At 55.5% G+C, this 22,818-nt stretch carries 20 protein-coding genes and 1 pseudogene; 9 read left to right on the top strand and 12 right to left on the bottom strand.

All coding sequences use genetic code 11. From position 1 onward, the window contains the following. The first annotated feature begins 220 nt into the window (after positions 1-220). Complete coding sequence (locus ACOYXI_RS05955) at positions 221-1,258, top strand: alpha/beta hydrolase family protein (protein ID WP_461674531.1); 1,038 nt, start codon at positions 221-223, stop codon at positions 1,256-1,258. A 123-nt stretch (positions 1,259-1,381) separates the two neighbouring features. On the opposite strand, the gene ACOYXI_RS05950 is transcribed toward ACOYXI_RS05955, so the two are convergent. Continuing rightward, complete coding sequence (locus ACOYXI_RS05950) at positions 1,382-2,569, bottom strand: MFS transporter (RefSeq protein WP_461674530.1); 1,188 nt, start codon at positions 2,567-2,569, stop codon at positions 1,382-1,384. Between the two features lie 282 nt (positions 2,570-2,851). Continuing rightward, on the bottom strand, positions 2,852-4,438 hold the full coding sequence (locus tag ACOYXI_RS05945) for an ABC-F family ATPase (RefSeq protein ID WP_027612713.1): 1,587 nt from the start codon (positions 4,436-4,438) through the stop codon (positions 2,852-2,854). Between the two features lie 390 nt (positions 4,439-4,828). On the opposite strand from ACOYXI_RS05945, the gene lpxO reads away from it, so the two are divergent. Next, on the top strand, positions 4,829-5,728 hold the full coding sequence (lpxO, locus tag ACOYXI_RS05940; RefSeq protein WP_098968420.1) for a lipid A hydroxylase LpxO: 900 nt from the start codon (positions 4,829-4,831) through the stop codon (positions 5,726-5,728). A gap of 145 nt (positions 5,729-5,873) precedes the next feature. On the opposite strand, the gene ku is transcribed toward lpxO, so the two are convergent. Continuing rightward, positions 5,874-6,746 (bottom strand): non-homologous end joining protein Ku, encoded by an 873-nt coding sequence (gene ku, locus ACOYXI_RS05935; protein WP_027612716.1) that lies wholly within the window; start codon positions 6,744-6,746, stop codon positions 5,874-5,876. Positions 6,747-6,935: 189 nt separating this feature from the next. On the opposite strand from ku, the gene ACOYXI_RS05930 reads away from it, so the two are divergent. Together ACOYXI_RS05930 and ACOYXI_RS05925 are read left to right on the top strand one after the other, a co-directional pair. Beyond that, positions 6,936-7,277, top strand: coding sequence for a hypothetical protein (locus tag ACOYXI_RS05930; protein WP_461674529.1), 342 nt, complete (start codon positions 6,936-6,938; stop codon positions 7,275-7,277). 52 nt (positions 7,278-7,329) lie between these two features. After that, positions 7,330-8,475: a PQQ-dependent sugar dehydrogenase gene (locus ACOYXI_RS05925; RefSeq protein WP_210557240.1), complete on the top strand. Its 1,146-nt coding sequence runs from the start codon at positions 7,330-7,332 to the stop codon at positions 8,473-8,475. A 146-nt stretch (positions 8,476-8,621) separates the two neighbouring features. On the opposite strand, the gene rimI is transcribed toward ACOYXI_RS05925, so the two are convergent. Next, on the bottom strand, positions 8,622-9,731 hold the full coding sequence (gene rimI, locus ACOYXI_RS05920) for a ribosomal protein S18-alanine N-acetyltransferase (RefSeq protein ID WP_461674528.1): 1,110 nt from the start codon (positions 9,729-9,731) through the stop codon (positions 8,622-8,624). A 92-nt stretch (positions 9,732-9,823) separates the two neighbouring features. Between rimI and ACOYXI_RS05915 the strand changes: the two genes are divergently transcribed. Together ACOYXI_RS05915 and ACOYXI_RS05910 are read left to right on the top strand one after the other, a co-directional pair. After that, positions 9,824-11,398 carry a RimK family protein gene (locus ACOYXI_RS05915; protein WP_139053902.1) on the top strand — a complete coding sequence of 525 codons (1,575 nt, stop codon included), beginning with the start codon at positions 9,824-9,826 and terminating at the stop codon, positions 11,396-11,398. A 7-nt stretch (positions 11,399-11,405) separates the two neighbouring features. Continuing rightward, positions 11,406-12,329, top strand: a complete 924-nt coding sequence (locus ACOYXI_RS05910; protein ID WP_461674527.1) for a magnesium transporter CorA family protein — start codon at positions 11,406-11,408, stop codon at positions 12,327-12,329. Positions 12,330-12,475: 146 nt separating this feature from the next. Here the strand turns inward: ACOYXI_RS05910 and ACOYXI_RS05905 are convergent, their stop codons facing one another. Further along, on the bottom strand, positions 12,476-12,811 hold the full coding sequence (locus ACOYXI_RS05905) for a DUF2834 domain-containing protein (RefSeq protein ID WP_461674526.1): 336 nt from the start codon (positions 12,809-12,811) through the stop codon (positions 12,476-12,478). 351 nt (positions 12,812-13,162) lie between these two features. Between ACOYXI_RS05905 and ilvA the strand changes: the two are divergent. Continuing rightward, positions 13,163-14,158 (top strand): annotated as a pseudogene (gene ilvA / locus ACOYXI_RS05900) (threonine ammonia-lyase, biosynthetic); the annotation flags it as partial. Between the two features lie 30 nt (positions 14,159-14,188). Here the strand turns inward: ilvA and ACOYXI_RS05895 are convergent. Together ACOYXI_RS05895 and eco are read right to left on the bottom strand one after the other, a co-directional pair. Then, complete coding sequence (locus tag ACOYXI_RS05895) at positions 14,189-14,494, bottom strand: NIPSNAP family protein (protein ID WP_003225174.1); 306 nt, start codon at positions 14,492-14,494, stop codon at positions 14,189-14,191. Positions 14,495-14,515: 21 nt separating this feature from the next. Then, positions 14,516-15,001 (bottom strand): serine protease inhibitor ecotin, encoded by a 486-nt coding sequence (gene eco / locus ACOYXI_RS05890; RefSeq protein WP_461674525.1) that lies wholly within the window; start codon positions 14,999-15,001, stop codon positions 14,516-14,518. A 370-nt stretch (positions 15,002-15,371) separates the two neighbouring features. Between eco and ACOYXI_RS05885 the strand changes: the two genes are divergently transcribed. Beyond that, positions 15,372-15,641: a DUF1652 domain-containing protein gene (locus ACOYXI_RS05885; protein ID WP_007964586.1), complete on the top strand. Its 270-nt coding sequence runs from the start codon at positions 15,372-15,374 to the stop codon at positions 15,639-15,641. Here the strand turns inward: ACOYXI_RS05885 and ACOYXI_RS05880 are convergent. Together ACOYXI_RS05880 and ACOYXI_RS05875 are read right to left on the bottom strand one after the other, a co-directional pair. Beyond that, positions 15,638-16,036, bottom strand: coding sequence for a hypothetical protein (locus tag ACOYXI_RS05880; protein ID WP_098964128.1), 399 nt, complete (start codon positions 16,034-16,036; stop codon positions 15,638-15,640). The genes ACOYXI_RS05885 and ACOYXI_RS05880 overlap by 4 nt on opposite strands. A 90-nt stretch (positions 16,037-16,126) precedes the next feature. Next, a complete protein-coding gene (locus tag ACOYXI_RS05875; protein WP_027612725.1) occupies positions 16,127-16,396 on the bottom strand; it encodes a DUF2790 domain-containing protein in 270 nt (89 codons plus the stop codon). 491 nt (positions 16,397-16,887) lie between these two features. Between ACOYXI_RS05875 and ACOYXI_RS05870 the strand changes: the two genes are divergently transcribed. After that, positions 16,888-17,184 carry a hypothetical protein gene (locus ACOYXI_RS05870; protein ID WP_047597132.1) on the top strand — a complete coding sequence of 99 codons (297 nt, stop codon included), beginning with the start codon at positions 16,888-16,890 and terminating at the stop codon, positions 17,182-17,184. A gap of 72 nt (positions 17,185-17,256) precedes the next feature. On the opposite strand, the gene ACOYXI_RS05865 is transcribed toward ACOYXI_RS05870, so the two are convergent. The 3 genes from ACOYXI_RS05865 to ACOYXI_RS05855 form a co-directional block, all read right to left on the bottom strand. Next, entirely contained in the window at positions 17,257-18,213 is a 957-nt protein-coding gene (locus ACOYXI_RS05865; protein ID WP_256662014.1) for a hypothetical protein, read from the bottom strand. A 561-nt stretch (positions 18,214-18,774) separates the two neighbouring features. Next, positions 18,775-19,728 (bottom strand): tetratricopeptide repeat protein, encoded by a 954-nt coding sequence (locus tag ACOYXI_RS05860; protein WP_461674524.1) that lies wholly within the window; start codon positions 19,726-19,728, stop codon positions 18,775-18,777. Next, positions 19,725-22,814 (bottom strand): hypothetical protein, encoded by a 3,090-nt coding sequence (locus ACOYXI_RS05855; protein ID WP_134786480.1) that lies wholly within the window; start codon positions 22,812-22,814, stop codon positions 19,725-19,727. Before ACOYXI_RS05855 ends, ACOYXI_RS05860 begins: the two co-directional genes overlap by 4 nt. Between the last annotated feature and the right edge of the window lie 4 nt (positions 22,815-22,818).

The raw sequence follows: 22,818 nt of genomic DNA, 5'->3' as shown, positions 1-22,818 counted from the left end.
CTGCCGTTCAGGTAGCCCCTCAAAAAACTCTGTATTCTGGTTCTGCAAGGGCCAGATGCGGAGTTTTTTGTTTCTGACTGTTGCATAATCTGGCCCGGGTTATGCAGTCAAACGATCAACGTCTGAGTGCACCGTTGCGCCGGATCTCCGAACCTCAGGGTTTGGGGCGTGTCGGAACACAAAGGATCTTTCGATTGAGTAACACAGGGTGGGCCATCCCATGATGCGTCTTTGTGCAACGTTACTGATTTGCCTGCTCAGCAGCCTCGGTTCAGTGCATGCCGCGCCCGGGCGACACCCTGTCTGGAGTGTCGGTTACCACGAAATGACATTCCTCGATCCGCTGGATCTGCAACCGATGCGCGCCATCGCCTTCTATCCTTCCAGCGACCGCGAACACAGCAGCCTGCTTGAGGGTTACACCGTCGAGGCCGGCGCTGACACCAAGGTCGCGATCGGTCGTTTTCCGATGCTGATGCTGTCTCACGGCAACAACGGAACGCCGCTGGCGCTGCATGACCTCGCCACCTCGCTGGCACGCAAGGGCTTTGTGGTGGTCGCGGTGATTCATCCCGGTGACAACTCCAAAGACCACAGCCGCCTCGGCACCCTGAGCAATCTGTATGGGCGGCCGATCCAGATTTCCGAAGCGATCACCGCGACCCTCGGCGACCCGATGCTCTCGCCGTTCGTCAACGCTGATCAGGTCGGGGTCATTGGTTATTCGGCCGGTGGCGAAACCGCGTTGATTCTCTCCGGCGCGCAGCCGGATCTGGATCGTCTGCGCCGCTACTGCCTGGAACGCCCTGACGACCATGATGCCTGCAACACCCAGGGTGAACTGATCGTCGACCGCGACGATTTGCAGCCAGTGGCCGATTCGCGCGTGCATGCCTTGCTGCTGATGGCGCCGCTGAGCCTGAAATTCGGTCGTAGCACCCTGGCGGATGTGCATGTACCGGTGCTGCTGTACAGCGGCGATGGCGACAAACTGGTGGCCTTCGACAAAAACGCCGCGGCTCTGGCGCGCAAACTGCCAACCGCACCGGACTTCAAATTACTGGCCGGGGCAGGGCACTTCGTATTCATGGCGCCGTGCAATGAAGAGCAGATCCGCGCCATGCCGGCGTTGTGCACCGACGCCGACGGCGTGGATCGCGAAGATATTCACCGCAACCTGATCTCCGAGGCTGGGCAGTTCTTCTCGCGCACGCTGGGCAAGCCGAGCCGGGCGGGGATGCAGACCGCGGATCAATAAACGACTCAATCTCCCCTGTGGGAGCGGGCTTGCTCGCGAATGCGATAGATCAGTCACTCTATATTTTGACTGACCCACCGCCTTCGCGAGCAAGCCCGCTCCCACAGTGATTTGTACGAAATTTCAGGATGTCGAGTGGCGCTTGAGCACCAAGGTCAACCCCAGCCCGATCACTGACAACAGCGCCGCGCTGAAGAAAATCCACGCATACCCCAGATTCAATGCCACTGCACCCATCAACGGCCCGGCAATCGCCAGCGCCAGATCAAAGAACACCGCATAAGCCCCCAACCCCGAGCCACGGCTGGAGCTGGGCACCTGCTTGATCGCCTCGACCCCCAGCGCCGGATACACCAGCGACAAGCCAAATCCCGCCAGTCCCGCGCCGATCAACGCGAACGCGGTGGAGGGCGCCAGCCACAGCAACACTAGGCCGACGGTCTCGATGCTCATGCAGGCTATCGCCGAATTGAAGCCGCCAAAACGGCTGATCGCCGAAATGAACAGCAGCCGCGACAGGATGAAACACACGCCGAACACCGTCAGGCAATACGCCGCGCCGCTCCAGCCACGGTTGAGGTAATAAAGGGTGATGAAGGTGGTCAGCGTGCCGTAACCGATCGACGCCAGAGTCAAACTGGCCCCATACGGTGCAATCCGCCCGAACACCGCCCAAAAAGGCAGCCGTTCGCCGCGTACCACCGGCACCGAAGGCTTATTGCGGATCAACACCAAGGCCCCGGCGGCCAATATCGACAGAGCGATGCCCAGGCTGGCAAAGCCGTAATCGGCGACCATGACCACGCCCAGTGGCGCGCCAATCGCTATTGCGCCATAGGAGGCAATACCGTTCCAGCCGATCGACCTCGCCGTGTGTTCGACGCCGACCTGGCCCATGCACCAACTGATGGTACCGACGCCGATCAGGCCCTGTGCGACGCCGAGCAGCAGTCGACCGATGATCAGAATGATCAGGCTCGGCATCGGGAAGTCCTGCAACAGCGTCGAGATCAGCGTCAGCAGCCCGCTGAGCACAATCCCCGACAAGCCAAAAACAATCGCCCGTTTGGTGCCCAGCGTATCCGACATGCGTCCGGCCATCGGCCGACTAAGCAGGGTGGCCAGATACTGCGAGCCGATGACCAGCCCGGCAATAATGGCGCTGAAACCCAGCTGCTCATGCACATAACCGGGCAGCACCGCGATCGGCAGGCCGATGCACAGGAAGGCGACAAAGGTGTAGAACACGATGGAGACGATCTGCAGGGTGATCGCCAGGGAGCTTTGCGGAGGCGGTTGCTGCGCAGACATGTGGACTCGTTCGCGGGCGGCGGTGGGAGAGTCGGCATCATGGCTGGGTGCTGGAACAAAAGGAAGCAGGCTAACTATTTTTCCTGGCTATTCCGATTGTTGCTGGTGCCCTCATCGCGAGCAGGCTCACTCCTACAGGAGGGGGCGCATTTCAAATGTAGGAGTGAGCCTGCTCGCGATGGTGTTGGTGCCCGCATAAATATTGGCTCCGAAATGCAAAAAGCCCTGTCACACCGACAGGGCTTTCGCTTGAAGCTTGAAGCTGGAGGCTCGAAGCTGCTCTTAGAACACCACACCCTGACTACGCAGGTAGTCATCGTAAGTGCCGCTGAAGTCAGTCACGCCGTTGGCGCTCAGCTCGATGATGCGCGTCGCCAGGGACGATACGAACTCACGGTCGTGGCTGACAAAGATCAGCGTGCCCGGATAGTTTTCCAGCGCCAGGTTCAGCGCCTCGATCGATTCCATGTCCAAGTGGTTGGTCGGTTCGTCCATGATCAGCACGTTCGGCTTTTGCAGGATCAGCTTGCCGAACAGCATGCGACCTTGCTCACCACCGGAAATCACTTTGACCGACTTGAGGATCTCGTCGTTGGAGAACAGCATGCGGCCCAGAGTGCCGCGAATCATCTGCTCGCCCTGAGTCCACTGACCCATCCAGTCGAACAGCGTCACGTCGTCTTCGAAGTCGTGCGCATGGTCCTGAGCGTAGTAGCCCAGTTCCGCGGCATCGGTCCACTTGACGCTACCGGCATCCGGGGTCAGTTCGTTGACCAGGGTGCGCAGCAGGGTGGTTTTGCCGATACCGTTCGGGCCGATGATCGCTACGCGCTCGCCGGCTTCAACCTGGAAGCTGAAATCCTTGAACAGTGGCTTGCCATCGAAGCCTTTGGCCATTTTTTCGACCATGACCGCCTGGCGGTGCAGCTTTTTGTTCTGCTCGAAGCGGATGAACGGGCTGACGCGGCTGGACGGCTTGACCTCGGCCAGCTGGATCTTGTCGATCGCCTTGGCGCGGGAAGTGGCCTGTTTGGCTTTCGAGGCGTTGGCCGAGAAGCGGCTGACGAACGATTGCAGCTCGGAAATCTGCGCTTTCTTCTTGGCGTTGTCCGACAGCAGTTGCTCGCGGGACTGGGTCGCCACGGTCATGTACTCGTCGTAGTTGCCCGGGAACAGGCGCAGCTCGCCGTAATCCAGGTCAGCCATGTGCGTGCACACGCTGTTCAGGAAGTGACGGTCGTGAGAGATGATAATCATCAGGCTGTTACGCTGGGTCAGAACGTTTTCCAGCCAGCGAATGGTGTTGATGTCCAGGTGGTTGGTCGGTTCGTCGAGCAACAGCACTTCCGGATCGGAGAACAGCGCCTGCGCCAGCAATACGCGCAGTTTCCAGCCTGGCGAGACTTCGCTCATCGGGCCGAAATGCTGTTCCAGCGGAATACCCAGACCCAGCAGCAGTTCACCGGCGCGGGATTCTGCGGTGTAGCCGTCCATCTCGGCGAACTCGGTTTCCAGCTCGGCCACGGCCATGCCGTCTTCTTCGCTCATTTCCGCCAGCGAGTAGATGCGATCGCGCTCGGCCTTGACCTTCCACAGCTCTTCGTGACCCATGATCACAGTATCGATCACGGTGAATTCTTCGTAGGCGAACTGGTCCTGGCGCAATTTACCCAGACGGACGTTCGGCTCGAGCATGACCTGACCGCCGGACGGATCGAGGTCGCCGCCGAGGATTTTCATGAAGGTCGACTTGCCGCAACCGTTGGCGCCGATCAGGCCGTAGCGGTTGCCCGCGCCGAATTTGACCGAAACGTTTTCGAAGAGCGGCTTGGCGCCGAACTGCATCGTGATGTTAGCTGTAGAAATCAAAGGTTTTTCCTGCGAAGCATTCTGAGTAGCGAGGGTGCGGCTGGAGCGCTTGGCCCGAGTCAAAGTGCGCTGAAGCGGGACAGTCCCGTCATCAACCAAGGGGGGCGCGTAAAGTTTGGCGGCGATTGTACTGGTCTGGCTCTTTAAACGATAGGGCGATGACGTCGCGCCTGCTGTTTGGCAGATTCAGCGGACAGTTTTTCACAGATCAGGTTCACTATTGGTTACAAAGTATGGCTAAAATGCCATCCGATTACCCAATAGCCGCTAACGGCATGGGCTCAAGGAAGTGCCACCGGGATAGTATTTGTATTCATGCCACTGCATCAGACCCTGGGCCTCTGGCCGGCAGGCGCGCAGTTTGTTCACTTTTGACGTGTGACGATTTCCGTGAAACTCATCATTGCCGCTATTTATGTCATTTCGATTGCATACGTTCACCTTCGTGGACGTGTGCGTCACAAACTGGGCCGTCAACTGAGCGATCACTCGACGTTTCTGGCCCCGATCAACTGCTTCCTTTACCTGTTTTCGAAGAAGCCGAACAAACCGTATCTCGATCCGTCCGAGTTTCCGGACCTGAGCCCGTTGCAGGCGCATTGGGAAGAAATTCGCCAGGAAGGGCAGAACCTGCTGCGCGCCGGTGAGATCAAGCGCTCGAATCAGTACGATGACGTCGGTTTCAATTCGTTCTTCAAAAGTGGATGGAAGCGTTTCTACTTGAAATGGTACGGCGAGAGCCATCCGTCGGCGATGAAGCTGTGCCCGCGCACCACTGAGCTGGTGCAGAGCATCGGCTCGATCAAGGCCGCAATGTTCGCCGAGCTGCCACCGGGTTCGAAACTGGTTCGCCACCGTGACCCGTATGCCGGTTCGTACCGCTACCACCTGGGTCTCGACACGCCGAATGATGCCGGTTGCTACATCAATGTCGACGGCGAGAGCTACCACTGGCGCGACGGTGAAGCGGTGATGTTTGATGAGACTTACATCCACTACGCCGAAAACACCACCGACAAGAACCGCATCATCCTGTTCTGCGACATCGAGCGCCCGATGAAATATCGCTGGGCGGCGGCGTTCAACAGCTGGTTCAGCCGTACCGTGATGTCCGCGGCCGGTGCGCCGAATGACGCCGGTGACCGCACCGGTGGGATCAATCGCCTGTTTACCAAAATCTACAAGGTTCGCCTGCGTGGTAAAGAGCTGAAAAAGCGTAATCGTGCGCGTTACTACATGGAGAAGTGGGCGATTTTCGGCGGTTTGCTGGCGATCTTCATTTTGATCTGACCGGTGTATCGCGCCTGTTTATGCCATCGCCAGCAGGCTGGCTCCTACAGTGGAATGTGAGTTCAGGAAAGAACGCATTTCAACTGTGGGAGCGATGAGTCTCTCAAAGCCAACCTGTCAGCTTCCTGACAGGAACCGCATCTGATTACTCCCCCGAGGCCTTTTTGGTCTTTCTCGCCGGGGCTGCCTTACTGGCAGGCTTTTCTTTTGCCTTCGCTTTGGCCGGCGCTTTACCGCCCAGGCTTCGTTTAAGCAACTCGGTCAAGTCGATAACATCCGCAGACTTGCGCTCCTCCTCGCCACCCACGGTCTCGACATCCTCGATCTTGCCTTCGTGGGCCTTTTTCTCGACCAGGGCCATGATCTTGTCTTCAAACTCGTCCTTGTAGTCCTCCGGGCTCCAGTCGCCGCTCATGTCCTGCACCAGACGTTTAGCCATGTCCAACTCGCCCTTGGCCAGTTGCGGTTTGGTCACTTCGCTGCCCAGCTCCAGCTCATCAAGGCCGCGCACCTCTTGCGGCCAGCGCAGTTTGACCAGCACCAGCGCCGATTCCAGCGGCATCAGTGCTGCCAGATATTGCCGAGTGTGCAGGACGACGCGGGCGAGGGCGACCTTGTTGGTTTTGCTCAATGTTTCACGCAGCAACGCGTAGACCTTGCCGCCGCGCTTGTCAGGTGCGAGATAGTAGGGTGTGTCGATGTTCTGCAGCGGGATCTGCTCGGCATCGACGAAGGAGAAAATGTCGATGGTCTGTGTCGACACCGGGTGCGCCGAGCGGATCTCTTCCTCGCTGAGCACTACGTAGCGACCTTTTTCATAGGCCACACCTTTGACGATGTGCTCCTTGGTGACTTCCTTGCCGGTGACCTTGTTTACCCGTTTATAACCCACCGGATCCATGCTGCGGCTATCGAGCCAGTCAAAGTCCACGCCGTGCGAAGAGGTGGCCGACACCAGCGCGACAGGGATGTGTACCAGTCCGAAACTGATCGCGCCTTTCCAGATTGCCCGAGCCATGGTGAGTTCTCCAAGTGATGATCAGGTGACCTGTGGCGCAGTGCGAAAGTTTCCGGCATTTGCGTGGCGCGCGGCGTTGCCGGTCAAGCCGTGTTACATCTTGTTTAAGGGCAACGGGTTAACAAATCCGAACCCGGGGCGTAGCGTGGACTCGAAGGCTCTATCACCTGTGCACCGCGAGGCCACCCCATGAAACGACTACTGCCAGGCATTATCGTTCTGCTCCTTGGGGCCGGTCTGGCGCATGCCGACGTCGCGGCACCGTCCGCGCCGCTATTGCTGGCGCAAAGTCCCACCGGCACCAACAACAATCCCTACAACAGCCCGATCCGCCGGGCCAATCCCAACAGCATGCAGGGCACGCAGCCCAGCGCGCCGGCGATTCGAGGGCCGAATACGGTGCCGGTACCCAGTACGCCCACCGTTGGCAACGGCGGGATTGGCAATGGCCAGCAGCAACGCTCGGTACCAAGTACGCCGCCCAAATTCATCCCCAACCCACCGCCACGCGATGGAGACAGCAACCGTTGAACGGCGGGACTGCGTTCCTGTCAGCCTTTGAAATGAACAAAAGGAATCGTGCATGTTGCGTAAAACCCTTCTAGCCACGCTGTGCGCCAGCGCGCTGATCAGCGCTCCAGCTTTCGCCGCTGCTCCACAAGAGTTGCAAAGCGAGCAGGGCACCCTTGAAGTCACCACGGTCACCCAAGGCCTTCAGCACCCTTGGGCGCTGGCGTTTCTGCCAGATCGTCAGGGCATGCTGGTGACCGAGCGCCCGGGAACCCTGCGGCTGATTACAGCCGACGGCAAGCGTTCCGAGCCCATCAGTGGCGTGCCGAAGGTCTGGGCCAAGGGCCAGGGCGGTTTGCTCGACGTGGTGCTGTCGCCGGACTTCAAACAGGATCGACTGGTCTATCTGTCCTACGCCGAGGGCGGTGGTGCCGGGGACAAGGCCGGTACGGCGGTGGGGCGTGGGCGGCTGTCGGATGACCTGAAGACGATCAGCGATTTCAAGGTGATCTTCCGTCAGGAGCCGAAACTCTCGACCGGCAACCACTTCGGCTCACGACTGGTGTTCGACCGCGACGGTTATCTGTTCATCACCCTGGGCGAAAACAACGACCGACCGACCGCGCAGGATCTCGACAAGCTGCAGGGCAAGGTCGTGCGGATCTTCCCCGACGGCAAGGTGCCGGATGACAACCCGTTCGTGGGCCAATCCGGTGTGCGTCCGGAAATCTGGTCGTACGGCCAGCGCAACCCGCAGGGCGCGGCGCTCAATCCGTGGAATGGCACTATCTGGGAAAACGAACACGGCCCCCGTGGCGGCGATGAGGTGAACATCATTGAGCGCGGCAAGAACTACGGTTGGCCGCTGGCGACCCACGGCATCAACTATTCGCTGCAACCGATCCCGGAAGCCAAGGGCAAGAGTGTCGAGGGTGCGGTTGATCCGCACCATGTCTGGGAGAAGTCCCCCGGTGTCAGCGGGATGGCGTTCTATGACGCTGACCGCTTCAAGCCTTGGCAGCAGAATCTGTTTATCGGCGCGCTGGTCAGTCAGGAGCTGATTCGTTTGCAGTTTGACGGGGACAAGGTGGTGCACGAGGAACGGCTGCTGGGTGAGCTGAAACAGCGGATTCGTGATGTGCGGCAGGGGCCGGATGGCTATCTGTATGTGCTGACGGATGAACAGGATGGTTCGTTGTACAAAATCGGTCTGAAATAACTTCACTTCAGACACTCAGTCTCAATTGTAGTGAGGGGATTTATCCCCGATGGCCTGTGCAGCAGGCCCTTAAAAATTCAGGAGGGCCCGCTTCGCGCGCCATCGGGGCGGTGCGACGTTTCGCTAAATCCCCTCACTACAACGGGTCAGCCAGAGATTTCATTCCGGGGATACAAAACTACCGCTGCCCGCAATTTGCCACGCCCAAACCGGCTCATCTTCTCAAACTCGCCATGGCTGACCGGCACATGCTGGCAGTCCATCGGCTGACGATGCTGGCTGTGATCGACATCCGGATCGTGCAGATACACAAAGTCTTCATCGCAGTCGGTCACCATGACCCAATGCGGTGATTTGGAGCGGGTCAGGCGATAGCTGCTGATCAGCACCAGAGGCTGTCCGCCAGCCTGTAACAACTTCGGCAAATCCAGGTGGGTGCCAATCTGCCGATCGATGTCGGTTTCGTGCATTTGCGCAGTGAACTCCTCGTGCACCAGGCGCATGACGTCTTTTTTATGCTCATCGCGCACGCCATCGAGAAACAACGGTCCGGTCATACTCAGTTGTAGACGCACCCGAAACCCCCGTCGCCAGGCCGCCAGTGCCAAGCCCTGGGGGCTGCAGCCACCATGGCCGGAGGTCATGAACACCGTGGTCGCTTCACGCCAGATCTGCAATTCCTCACGCCGCTCCAGCAAGCGCTCAGGTTGCAGCGCGCCCATGGCCATCAGCAGGCAGGCCGGGCCACAGGTGAACTCAGTGGTTTGCGGATAATAGGGCACCTTGATGTTGCGCGAGTCACGGTGCTGAACAATGCGCTTTTCCAGACGCAACGCATCGGCGTGGTCTTCGTAGTAATCGTGAATCAACGCAAAGCGTCGGTAGCCGTTGCGCTCGTAAAGCGCGATGGCGGTGGGGTTGTCGATACGCACTTCCAGGCGCAGGTATGCGCAGTCATGCTCGACGGCGCAGGCCTCGATACGTTGCAGCAACTGTTTGCCCAATCCGCTGCCGCGAGCTTCCCCGGCAATGGCGATCGAGTACAGGCGCGCCAGCGAGGTGCCGCGATGAAACAGCACCAGTGCGTAGCCGAGCAATCGACCGTCGATCTCGGCGACCATTAGCTGCGCATGGGCGCGGGTGATCATCCATTGAAAGCTGCGGCTGGTGAGCCGGTCGGTGGTGAAACATTGCATTTCCAGGGCCAGCAACGCTGGCAGATCTTCAACTACCGCCAAACGAAAAACAGCACTCATATGACCACCGTAAAAGTTGCGTAACGAAACGGGACTTTCGAAAAACTTCGTGCTTAATAGAAATGGTCTTGTTCTCCAACGGATCAATCTCTATGTCAGCGGTACAGGGTCATTGGCGCGAAGTATCCGAGCAAAGTTTGCCGGCGGCAACTATTTTAAATCCAGCCATCAGAACTTCTAGTCAAGTGTTGATTATCGTCGAACGCAAGGAAGACTGGGCCTCGTACTTTCCCAGCGAGGACATCGTCACGGCTCAGGAATATCTTGAGCAAACCCGTGACAGCGAGCCGGGCAAGCGGGTGCAGGTGATCAATCTGTGCCGCAGCTACAAGTACCTGGGCCACGGTTACTACTGCTCGCTGCTGGCTGAAGCCCGCGGCCACAAGGTGATTCCATCGGTACGTACCATCAGCGAGCTGACCAAAAAATCGCTTTACGGTCTGGCACTGGACGATCTCGATAAAACCCTGGAAAAGGCCCTCAGTCATCATCTCTACAGCGATACCGAAGGTTTTACCCTGACACTTTACTTCGGCAAGACGCATATCGAGCCGCTGCAGGATCTGGCTCGACAGTTGTTTGAAGTGTTCCCGTGTCCGATTCTGTTAGTTGAGTTTCGGCGAACTAACGGTTGGCACATCGAAGGCATAAAGTCCGGCGCTCTGCACAAGTTGCGTGATGACCAGGAAGATCAGTTCGCCAATGCGCTGGACGGCTTCAGCCGTAAAGTCTGGCGGGCGCCACGCTCGCCACAAGTGGCGCGTTACGACCTGGCGATCCTGCACGATCCGCAGGAAGCCTTGCCGCCATCCAACGCCAAGGCGCTGGAAAACTTCGTGCGGGTCGGCAAACGCATGGGCATCGACGTCGAACTGATCGAGCGCAGGGATTATGCGCGGATCGCCGAGTACGACGGCTTGCTGATCCGCGAGACCACCAGCGTCGACAACCACACCTATCGCTTTGCAAAAAAAGCCGAAAGTGAAGGGCTGGTGGTCATGGATGATCCGACGTCGATCCTGCGCTGCACCAACAAGGTGTACCTGACCGACCTGCTCAACAGCCACCAACTGGGCATGCCCGCCACCGAAATTCTCTACAAGGAACGACCGGAAGACTTCGAGCGGGTCGGCGAACGCCTCGGTTTTCCGCTGGTGCTGAAGATCCCCGACGGCTGTTTTTCTCGCGGAGTGATCAAGGTCGAAAGCCAGCAGGCGCTGCTTGAAGCCACCGCTGAACTGTTCGAACACTCGGTGTTGCTGCTGGCTCAGGAGTTTTTCTATACCGAGTACGACTGGCGCATCGGCGTGCTCAACCGCAAACCGATCTTCGCCTGCCAATACTTCATGTCCAAGGGACACTGGCAAATCTACAACCACAAAGCCAAGGGCCAGGACATCAACGGCGAGTGCCGTACCCTGGCCGTTCACGAGGCGCCGCGAGCGGTGGTGGAACTGGCGGTCAAGACCGCCAACCTGATTGGCGATGGCCTCTACGGTGTGGACCTGAAACAGGCCGGCGACAAAGTGGTGGTGATTGAGGTCAACGACAACCCTAACCTCGACGCCGGCATTGAAGACGCCTACTTGCAGGACGATCTGTATTCACTGGTGCTGGAAGAGTTCGTGCGACGGCTGGAGCTCAAACGTCGCGGCCAGGCTTGGTGAAACGCCGATGATCAGCAGTTTCGCATTGAGTCATGGCGCACTGCAGCGGGTCGAGCGGCTGGACGCCGAGGTGATGTTGTTCAGCAATCCCGATGCGGCCGAGCGCGATTTGCTCCACAGCCACTACAAGGTCGACGAACACGCGTTGGCCTCGGCGCTGGACCCGGACGAAGTGTCGCGAATCGAGTTTCACCCCGATCACTTGTTCCTGATCTGGAAACGCCCGGAAAACTATTCCGGTGGTGGCAGCCTGGCGTTTGAAGTGTCGTCCTGTGGCCTGCTGTTTGCGCCCGGCCAACTGCTGGTGATCGCTACCGACGACACGCCGCTGCACGGCATCGGCACGCGCCAGCCGCTCAACGCGCCGCTGGATGTGTTGCTCGATTTGCTGTTCTACAACATCCACCATTACCTTGGCCATCTGAAGGTGATCAAACTGGTGGCCCGCGAGCTTCAACAGAAATTCAACGCCTCGATGCAGAACCAGCACCTGGTGCAGATGTTCAACCTCAGCGAAAGCCTGATCTATTACATCAATGCCCTGCACAGCAACGGCGCGGTGCTGACGCGGCTGCGCAATCATGCGGAAAAACAGCATTTCGGCAGCGAGGCGATCGGGCTGATCGGCGACCTGATCATCGAAAATAACCAGTGCTACAAGCAGGCGGAGATCTACTCCACGGTGTTCTCCGGGCTGATCGATGCGCGTGGCAACTTGATGAATAACAGCATGAACAACCTGCTGCGCAAGCTGACGTTGATCAACGTGGTGTTTCTGCCGTTGAACCTGATTGCGAGCATTGGCGGGATGTCGGAATTCAGCATGATGACGGCGGGCACGCCTTGGTGGATTTCCTACCCGGCGTTTCTGCTGTTGATGATGTTGGGGGCAGGGGGGATGTTGTTTGGGTTGCGGCGGCTGGCCAAGTGATCTGTGGTGACTTGGCCTACGCCTTCGCGAGCAAGCTCACTCCCACAGTGGATTGCGGGTTGGCACGGGATCTGTGCCTGATACAAATCCCTTGTGGGAGCGGGCTTGCTCGCGAAAGCTATTTCAGCAGCACCGGAGGCTCAGGATCAGCCCGCTGGATCTGGCACAATCACTTTCCGGCGCTCCCGAACCCCACGCACCACCAGATACAACAACGGCCCGATCGACACAAACACTGCCGTCAGCAACAGATATGGCACCACCGACCAGACCGACATCCCCCGCGCTCGCGCATCCTTGACCATCCATACCCCGGCCAGCGTCGCCAGCAGATACAGATCAACCACCACCTGCGCCGTGTCCGGACGCGACATCAGGCTGAGGCCGAAGTCGATCAACGACTGTTCGGCCTGGAGCATCACCGATACGGTGTAGCCAGTAAACGCAATCAACGCAGTGAGGGGCAGGGCGACAGACATCATGCATTCCTTCCTTGGGGTGATGAGCAGAATCGCCAGCCTACCTTGGCGTCCGCAAATAAGCCATTGACTCGCCGGCCGCCGCCGGGCTAATTTCAGGCCCATGACTTCCACCGTATTGCGCTGCCAGCCAAGCATTATTACCGCCATTCCTCATTTGGCGGGCTAGCTCACGACTGCAGCACCCAACCCGCCCTAGAGGCGGGTTTTCATTTTCTGTCTCCAGGGTTTTAACAACGATGGCTCCCTGTAGGAGCTGCCGAAGGCTGCGATCTTTTGATCTTGCTTTGGATTTGAGAAATACAAAGTCAAAAGATCGCAGCCTCCGGCAGCTCCTACACAGAGCGCACGGAGATGACGATGAAATACAGCCCCGACCAGCAAGCCCTGCTTGAGCAGTACGTGAAAAGGATCCTCGCCGCGCCGGTCTACGACATTGCTGTGCGCACGCCGTTGCAAGCGGCGCCTGCGCTGTCCGAGGCGCTGGGCAACCGGATCCTGCTCAAGCGCGAAGACCTGCAACCGACGTTCTCCTTCAAGATCCGTGGCGCCTACAACAAGCTGGTGCAATTGAGCGATGCGCAGAAAGCACGCGGGGTGATCACCGCTTCGGCGGGCAACCATGCCCAAGGCGTGGCGCTGGCAGCGCGGGAGCTGGGGATCGCGGCGACCATTGTCATGCCCTCGACCACGCCCGAACTCAAGGTGCTTGGGGTGCGAAGTCGGGGCGCCGAGGCGCTGCTGCACGGCGAGAGTTTTCCGTTTGCCCTGGCCCATGCGCTGCAACTCGCCGAGCAGACCGGGCGCACCTTTGTCTCTCCATTCGACGACCCGGACGTAATCGCCGGCCAAGGCACGGTGGCCATGGAAATCCTCCGTCAGCATCAGGGGCCGCTGGATGCGATCTTCGTTCCGGTGGGCGGGGGCGGCCTGATTGCCGGCATCGCGGCGTACGTCAAATACCTGCGACCGGAGGTACGGATCATCGGTGTCGAATCGGAGCATTCGGCCTGCCTGAAGGCGGCGCTGCAAGCGGATGCGCGCGTTGTGTTGCCCAGTGTCGGAACGTTCGCCGATGGCGTGGCGGTGGCGCAGATCGGCGCTTATGGTTTTGAGGTGTGCCGGTTTTGCGTGGACGAGGTGGTCACTGTCAGCAATGACGAGCTGTGCGCGGCGATCAAGAATATCTACGACGACACCCGCTCGATCACCGAGCCTTCCGGGGCATTGGCGGTGGCCGGCATCAAGCAATACGTGGCGCGCAGCGCTGTTCGCGAGCAGACCTTCGTCGCGATCGACTCCGGCGCGAATATCAACTTCGACAGCCTGCGCCATGTCGCCGAGCGCGCCGCGGTGTGCGGCGTCCCGGCGTGATAACACTCAGGGCAGCAGTGGGCGCAGGAAACTGCGCTCGTAGCTGACGATGAATTTTTTCTGCACCAGTGATTCCACCAGCGCCGTGCTTTCCGGGTCGGTCAGCGCGATGTGCCGGTAGCTTTCGTAATCGGCCAGCGAGGGAAAGCTGAACAGGCAATAAGCGATGTTGCTCGCGCCCTCGGAGGGCAGGAAATAGCCGTGATGCGTGCCGCCCAAGCGCTCGACGATGCCCAGCCAGGCCTTGGCGTAGGCCTCGAACTCGGTCAATTGGTACGGATCGATCACGTATCGCACATGGCAGGTAATCAAGTTTGGTGCTCCCTGTTCAGGTCATTCCGCAATAGCAGTGCCGACCTTGTCCGAAGCCGACCAGATGCGATAGCGCACCTCGACATCTTTCGGGGCGTAGATCACCAGTGGCAGCTTGCTGTTGTAGCGCAGCATGAAGCCGTCACCGACGACCGGGACAAAGGCGCGTTTCTTCGCGGTGCCGGGTGGGCAGGCCATCAGCGTGCTCATCGGGCCAATGACTTTTTCCAGGCGGTAGAACGGATAGCCCCAGCCTTCGAGGTTTTTCTCGTCCAGAGCGCCGCCCAGGCGCTGGCGATTGCAGTCGACTTCCAGGGTTTTGCCGACGAGCACTTCAACCTGGAAGTTCTCCTCCTGATCCTGTTTGGGCAGGTAGATGACTTGGCGGGTGAAGCCGTTTTCCGCCTTGGGATACGGCGCGACGTCTTCGAGTTTGGCCGCGTGGGCGAGGGTAGACAGGCCGGCAACGAGCAGACCGATTGTCGCGCGAGCGCGTAAAGAACCCATGAAAGCCTCCTGGCGGGTGTAGGGTGGATGTCGGGCATTCTCACTATCATCAGCGATGAATGCAAACCGGCGTCGACTTGCAAATTGCAGTGCTCAGGAGGGTCGATCTTGCATTTTGCAACTGGCCAACTGCTGGCCAGCGCGCCAAGTGCTTGATTTCATGAGGGTCGAAATGACCCGATGAAAGGCACGTTTTATGCGTCGCTTTGGTGCAGCGCACCGGCTTCGGGCGCCTACACTCCAATGGGCATTTCGCAGTACAACCGTTTGCCGCACCAGGGAATCAGCGGGGACACACCCGTGCAGGGGCAGCAAAAGCGGTCAACGTGAAGAGTTGATTGGCAGTTTCATCAATAAGGAGAGGTTCACCATGTTTCTGTCTGCCTTGGAACTACGCAATATCATTGAAAGCAGTTTTCTGCCTAAACGCTGCCAGTGCACGCTGTCGCCAGACCTGTCGATGACCGTCAAGGTCTTCGGTGACCACCAGACTGACCAGGTTGATCTGCACGTCAGCGGTATCGACGCCAGCCATCTCAATGGCTGTCGCGAGATCAACGAACTGATTGCCGGCCTGCGTTCGGATCTGGCGCAACAAACCACGCCACAGCATTACAGTCCTCGCTCCAGAGCGCTTTAACTCACCGTTTCACCCAGTTCGACCGTCACGCGCCGGGCCTGCACAAAGCCAAGGCCCAGCGCGAACTCGACCAGCACCGCGAGCAGAATCCCGGGGCCGGCGTGGCCGTTCAGCCATTCGCCAAAACCCAGTACCGCCAGACCAAAACAACCGACGATAAACCCGTTACTCAGGGCATTGCGCCCCAGCGACGGCGGCGCGCTGCGCACCAGATAAAACATCACCCCCAAAGCTGCAAACAGCACCGCACTGCGCCGCGCTACAAAACCGGCAGCGACCGAATACTCAATGCTCCAGATCGCCAGCAACACCTGCGGGAAAAAGCCCCAAGCCAGCGCCAGCACGAAACACAACAAAGACGTGATGATCGACAAAGTGCGAAACGACAACTGCATGGCGAGTCCTTGCGGCAGTGAGAAGTGACCCCGAGCATAACCCGCGAGCCCCTCACCGCCTACCGCAAAGCCGCAAATCAGAGCCTTCTGTCAGTTCTGGAAGCTGCAGGCGTCAGACATTTTCCGGTAGGTGATTTCCGCCGGCTTGCCTGCATTGTCGATGTACTTCATGTCAGCGGTGATGACCTTGCACTGCTGAGTCTGTGGCTCGGTCAGGGAAATCACTTTGTTCACATGCAACGGCATGCCGTACTGATAGGGAACGGGCTGGGTAGCAGCGTTGGTGTCATTGGCCTGAGCCAGCCCGGCGAATGCGCTGCAGGCGAGGGCGGAGGTGAGCAATAGCGTGCGAATGTTCATGAATCGGACTCCCGTGCGACGGAATAAGCGTTCGGCGCCTTACGGCCGAACCTGCCGCACTCGGCGCCAGCCAGGGGCTGAGGTGTGCGGTTCAGTAAAGTCTTGGACTGCGGCGTTAAGCGATGGTTAACCTCGCTGAACGCCGGCTGTCTGGCAGAGGGATGATTTCTCGGGAATGCGGTGCCGATTCCTACAAGGATGGATGCTTTGTCTGCTTCCGGCGGCGGGAACGGGGCGGTTATGGTTTGGCGTCGCTGCAAAATCAGCGATTCGGGTTTGGTCACCTGAGCACGACACCATTGCAGATGTGCCATCATTTTCGCTGCGGACTTCTACGTCTTTGCAGTGCGCTGTTATGGCGGCTGTGTGCAGGGCGCCTTCGGGCGAGCTGAGTTTTGGCGTTGTCTCAGTTGACCAATCCTGCATGCGGCCGCCTCCCACTGTTTGGTCACGGTACTGGCGGTTACTTTCTAAAATATCGAGTAATCAAAATGCCAATACTAAACCCGCTCCCAAACCGCTATCACCCGCTCAACAGCGGCGTCACCGACAGCGCGCCAATGGTCATCGACACCCAAGCCAACCCCCAAGACATCCTCGAGTCCGCCGTCCAGCGCATCCGCGCGTGCAGCGACCTGCTCGAAACCCTGCATTGCATGTGCTTCCGCCATGGTGATGTTCAGGACATTCCACACATTACCCATGCGCTGTACTTGCTGGCGCAGGACGGCAATGATTTGCTGCAGGTGGCACAGCAGCAGATGCTGGATTGGAAGGCGCCGGTTTGATTCGCAATTGACAGACGTAGACGCGGGTAGGGAGTGAGACTCGCCCGTGTTCAACGTAGCAAAGCCTCAGACTCAAACGGAAAAGCCGCGCTCGCGCTCTAAATCAATCAGTCTCGTGGTGGGGCCATCAGATCGTAGTCTTTCGGTAACAATTTCAGGCCAGCGATTACGTGAACGACGCTTTGCCCTCTCATATACAAATTCCTGGATCTTATTGGAAGGGTAAAAAATGATGTTGCTTATTAGCATTAGTGCGTCAGTGCCGGTAAGGAAATTTTTTCCGCCACTAGCTTCTTTTTTGTTTTGGATTATTTTTCGCCAGGCACTTAAATTTTCAGACTGCTTTAGATTTAATGCTAATTGGCTTTTCACAAACTCATCCGACTCGCTATGTTCTCCATTGTGGTCGAACCAAGGCCCATTGTTCATGTAGGAGCGAATGTATTCCCAGAATCCTTTTTGCATGTTTAATGATTTACCTGCTGGGGCGCCTAGGCTGACCATAATTGAGTTTTCAGGCTCTCCCAGTCGTTTCATCAATACTTCGAGTGAAGCGTGTCGAATGTTACCAGAGTAGATACCTACAATGTCAAACTCGAAGGCAACGGCTTCTATTCCTCGCCATGGTGTGTGGTAAAGTTCGCCATCGTTATCGAAGTAAATTTCTTTAATTCTTCGGTTGAAGATCACAGGAAGCGGCAGTTTTCGTCTCGCTTCAATAACAATCGGCACTGTGAATAAAGGTATGCCCAGGATTAACATCCAAGCAACACCATCCCACTTGCCGAGCAGCGCCATCCACACTCCAATAATAAGTGCAATTAAGGCTGAAACTCCTCCAAGGAGTCCGCTGAGTAAGCCGCGGTTTTGGTCTGTGCCAGTTTTTAGCGATAAATAATTTTCTGTGTGTTCATCAGTTATAAAAAGCTCTAGAGGCTTTTGCCCTGTCGGCGTGTGTTCATTGAGAGTCTCCGCAGGGGCGTTGCCATATTTGGCGATTATTTTTTGCATTGCTTCTTTTAGAACCATACCAGTTCCTTGATTTCGATGGGCGGTAACGTCATGCCTTCTAATGGGGAGTAAAAAAGCTGTCCATTAATATTGTTGATGGCTCTACCTTCGCGATCCAGATGATACACGCGTCTATATGTTGCGACCCATGGTTCTGTGCTGTCGTTCAAGGCGCAAATACTGTAGGGTTATTTTGCCGCGCAGACGCTTCGTACCATGTTTTTGGTATATGCGTTCCTATAGTTGCTTTTCGCTAAAAGTGCTTCTCCTGAATAGTGCTGTGAGCCCTCGATTCCAGGCTGCGCCTGTTGCTAGTTTAGATATGGCGGAGTCTGTTTATAGTCGATTGTATAAAATTGCCCCAGAAGGTTATTTGCTTGTTTTTGATTGGCTGCGCGGATTCCAACTGTGGAAATAGTATTGCAGCCAAAGATAAAGAGGGGAGTTAATCAAGGGAGGTGCACCCTCCCATTCACAGATGTAAGCGGCGAGATCAACGCTAACAATTTAATAACGGCTTTTTGTGACGTTTTTTTAGTCGGAAAGCTCATCTTCGAGATCGTGATTTAAAAGCCAAATTCAGGCGTGAAATAAGAAAGAGGAGGATTGGAGGACTTCCCAGTCTTTGGTGATTTTCTTTGCTTGATCGATCTCCTTGTTTGACATGCTACTTGCCAATGCCGGTAACTGTTTTTGTGCCAAGTCACCTGGGCTACTGTCACCGAGTTCTGAAAGAAGGCTGAATAGGGCGTAGGATTTTGATTTGTCGACCTCCACGCCATATTTTTTTCCGTGATCCTCAGATGAGAGAGCGGCGGCGTACTCAAACACTGCATCTACATATCCGGTCTTTGCTGAATTTATCAGTGTTTCTCTCGCGGCTTCTGGTTGACCTTCTTTCGCTAACTCCATAGCCCATTCAAACATCGCAGGAGGGTACCCACCGTCAGACGAGGCCTTGGCCAATTTCATAACGGCTTCTTTACGTTGAGATGGAAATAAAAACCATCCTTCACCCTCTTCGAAGCGATGCGCAAGAAGGCTCTGTGCCAAGGGGGTGCCGGCTTCTGCTGATTTTTTAAGCCATTCGACGTCAGCGGTTGCGTTGTACATCATCAGCAAGCATTTCTTTTCGCCGGCGTCTGCGCATTCTTTCGCGGTTTTACGTGCGGTGTTTATCCAGTATTTTTCATCCTGCTTGCATTCATCCGTCAACGTACAAATTTCTTTGTTCTCACCGAGTCTTAGCATTGAATACACATGACCTTTTGAAGCTGCCTTTTCGTACCAATATTGTGCGTCTTTGGTCATAAAAAGTTTTTGATGGCGTAATGCTTCTGCCAAGTAATATTGGGACTCTATGTCGCCAGCTTCAGCTGATACTTTCAGGTATGGCTCTAATTTGAACCATTGATTTTGATTGTATAGCTCAAGTCCGTGGCTTTTGGCGCTTGCTTGTTCAGGTGTAAGTGCACCAAATGACAGGCTGGGAATTAATGCCAGAAAAAATAAAGCTACAGTTTTATATTTCATTTTTGTCCTGAGTATACTGTTGTGGTTGTGTTGTAAGCGTCTGAGATAAAGCCCAGGGGACTGCTTTCAACGGTAGTGCTGCACAAATGATTTATATGCTGGCCCAAGTTGGCGACGTTTTTCTTGTATTCGGCGCGGCGCAAATCAATGGTCGTTCTCTCGGCTCCTAGTTTTCCGGTTTGCTCCTCCATAAATTTATTCAGGCGATACAAGTTTTTGCAGAAATCAAGTTTTGGCTCTTCGGAGGTTAATCCATGACGGTTCATGCGCGAAACGGCCTCTTCAAACTGACGTTGGGCTTCATTCGGTATCACTGCATTGAAAGGTTGTTTGGTTGGGGACTGAGCAATCCATTCAATACAAAAGCCAATGGCTTGCTGTTGATACATTATCGCCTGAGTTGAGTCAAAGCTCTTGGCGGTAGCCGTATCTGAAGAGTCCGTTGCCTTGAACCCCCGTGGAGTACTACAAAGTGTGTGAAGTAGTGGGCCAATCGCTTCAGGTTGAAGGCCCGCAAACCACTCTTTATAACCCATTTTATCCGGGAAGCTTGCAATGCTGTAGCCAATTAAGCTCGCCCGATTTCCATTCGTCATTGAGTCGTATAGCTGATTAACTCTTGCTTCAGTTTGGGCTGCATAAAAAGCGACGTCTCCCATGGTAACAATACCTAGGAAGGATAGTTTGCTTAAATAGCTAAATGCACTTTCATCAATCCATTCCAATCTATGCATGTCATTTTCAATAAGGGCGGTCCTAATCATCCTTAACCAATCACTTATACTTTTTGCGTCTATTTCAAAGCTGACAGAGCCAGTTGCCCCTAGACCAAAAAATAAAGAAGCTTTAGCATTTAATCTCAAACGGCCGTCTTTCATGCTAATAGAGAATGCACCATGTAGAGACGCGCCTGCGCCACCGGCTACGCTGACTTCAAGTTTTGCGAGTGTGTTCCAGGCATTTGTACGTGCATAGCCAGGGACTGGAGGGGCGGGGCGGATATTTACAGGGGGCTTCCATTTCAATTGTCCTGTTACTTGACAGCCGACTTGAGCGCCGAGAAATAGCTTTACATCGGGTTCGGTTTCTTTAGGTTTCGCAGGGTCTTGGCTTGCATCTTTTACCGTTTCTGTCGCTTTTTCAATGGCGTCATCGGACCCGCTAATTCCCAGTTTTCCGTGTTCGGCGCTGACTTTCAGGTCTCTGGCTAGAATCAAACTAGCGCCTACAAAGCCCCATGCTTTGGCGTTTATTTCTAAATAGTATTCGCCAAGATCCAGGGTTTTTGGTTCACCCTTGTAAGAAATATATTCCAAGGTTACAGGCTTTATGCTTGCCGGGTCAGGTAGCTTTAGATCAAGTATATCCACCTCTCCACGGGCTAAGGAAACTTCCATTCCGATTTCAATGCCCGCTAGCTTCTTATCCTTTAGTTTCGGTCCGCTAATTTCTGCTCTTCCATGTATGCTGGGAGCTGCTCCGCCGCCTAGCATTCTGACAAACATTGCGGCATAGCTATTATCAAAGAGAGCCAGTTGGCGCAAAGTATCGTCTTCGAAGATCATTGCTTGCAAGTTTTCTCCCCATGGTTTTTGGGCCGAAGGAGACCGGATGCTTTTGACTTTGAAGTGTTCCTTGTCAAGGAATTTGAAGAGGCGCTCAGGCTGAAAGAGTCCTTTATCAAACCAATCGGTGTTGATTTCTAATGACTTGCATCCCTTGCCAACCAAGTATTCAGTGAATGCAGCATCTTCATCTGATTTTGCAATGCCCTTAATCTTAGTGTTTTTTAATAGCTCATACATCCCCTTATTTGCATAAGCGCGTAAGTCCATAAGGCTTAGATGGGAAAGGGGTTTGCTAGAAGAGGCCATGCTGACCTCGCGAAGTGGGATGTTAGCCTTCACAAGAGAGTCAACTGGCTTAGGCGTATAGGCTTGCGGATCCCAGAGCAATAATCTGTATGGCTTTACAGCAGTTAAGTTTTTTTCTGCTTGTTGCCGCATCAAACGAGACTTTTCCTGAATCTCTAAATATTTGTTCTGGTTCTCAGTGAAAACTGAAGAGGGCGGTACTGCCCTGTCCCCAGTTGCGGCACACCACTTTTCAAAATCTGCGATAATTTTTTTTATCGTAGAGTCTAACTCTTTATCCAGTTGCATGTAGTCATGAAAGCGTAAGGTACCCGCACGTTGGCTTTCAGGATTGAGGGCGAATTCTGGAGTGGCAATTCCCAGGTCTGCGAGGTCGAGAATGATTTTCGTATATTCCGCTAGGACACTTTCCAAGTGTTCAATGCGCTTGCTAATATCCTCTTTTAATAGTCCGTCGACCTTTTTTTCTTTTTCTGTGCGTTCAAGAAGCTTTTCATAATGGGTGAGTAACTCCCAGATGGGCGCTTCACGCTTCAGGAAAAAGTCGTTTTCTGTAAATGCTTTCTTTTTAGAAGCTTCCCGGTATTTGCAGTAAGTTCCTATGAGGCCGCTAATTTTAATTTCTCGCGGACTGTACAGTCGGCCGTTCTCTTCGATATATCCTTTCGTTAGAGCTTCTTTCCGACCTTTATTTTCAAGTTGCTTTCGTTCTTCTGCTAAAGCGAGAACATCATTGCGAAGAGATAGATTTGCTGCATTTTCTGCCTCGTAAATGTCGATGCGGCGCCTTACTACATCGGTCTGAGCCTTAGCGGTGTCTAATGAGCTCTTGTTGGACGACTCTATCTTATTGATTTGGTCGTCAAGTTCATCAAAGCGTTTCTTGTCTTGTCCGTCTAGAAAAGAAGACAGCGCTGGAGAGGCGAAGCATGCCATTAGGCCGGCCTTGTCTAACTGCTGCATACGTTCGGCGCGATCCGTGACGGCCACTCGTTTCGACATGAGTACGGCGCTTTCTTCGAGTTGGTCCGCCACTTCCTTAGTGATTAACCAGAATTTTCTTTGTGCTGTTACATAAATAATATCTTCATATTCTTTAGCGCAGCCAGTGCCTGGATTATCTCCAAATTTTTCAGTGCTTTTTATTTTAACTTCAGTTGCAGGCTCTAATACTACAGGCGACTGTTTAGGTTGTTCAGTTGAAATTGTCATGGCT

This window comes from Pseudomonas sp. G3-19 (assembly GCF_054855875.1).
This window is presented reverse-complemented; position numbering and strand designations above follow the sequence as displayed.